Origin of the sequence: Streptomyces sp. NPDC006265 (assembly GCF_040613555.1) — a bacterium.
In the GTDB taxonomy this organism is placed as follows: domain Bacteria; phylum Actinomycetota; class Actinomycetes; order Streptomycetales; family Streptomycetaceae; genus Streptomyces.
Window position 1 is genome coordinate 1 of the sequence record NZ_JBEXSH010001238.1, and the last position, 533, is coordinate 533.

At 74.7% G+C, this 533-nt stretch carries 1 pseudogene; it reads right to left on the bottom strand.

Features of this window, described 5'->3' with window-relative positions:
• Positions 1-532, bottom strand: a pseudogene (locus tag ABZ281_RS47525) (hypothetical protein); the annotation flags it as partial.
• Position 533 lies beyond the last annotated feature (1 nt).

The following is a 533-nucleotide window of genomic DNA, read 5'->3' on the forward strand; positions in this document are numbered from 1 at the left end:
ACCCATTGTCGTGGAGCTTGGCTGCCCCCAGGCGGATCTTCTTCTTGTCCAGTGCCCACGCGGCCAGGGCCTGGAGGGTCCTGGCCGGGCACGGCATGGTGCGGCCGTCGACGAGGTGCGCGGTCAGGGCGCCGTCGGTGATGTCGAGGACGGCCAGCGGACCGTCGGCGTGCTCGGGGGCCACCGCCTTGGCGGCCGGCTTCTTCGCCGTCTTGCGGCGGAAGGCCGAACTGGTGGCGGTGCCCGGGCGGCGCGCCACGGCCGGGGGACGAACGGGAGACGTGGGAGCAGCAGCTGGGAGCGCGCGTGCCGGTGTGGCGACCGGTGGTGCGGTGACCGCTTGGGGGGCGGGAGCCGGTCCGACGGCAGCGGGCACGGGCGCGGCCGTCTCGGTCGCGGTCGGCACGACGGGCGCGGCCGGGGCAGTGGGCTGGGTGCCGCAGCGGGGCATGCCCATGGCGGCCATGGCCTGGAGGTAGATGTGGCGGGGCTGGCCTGCGACGAGGCATGACGTGTCAGCTGACTCACTCATG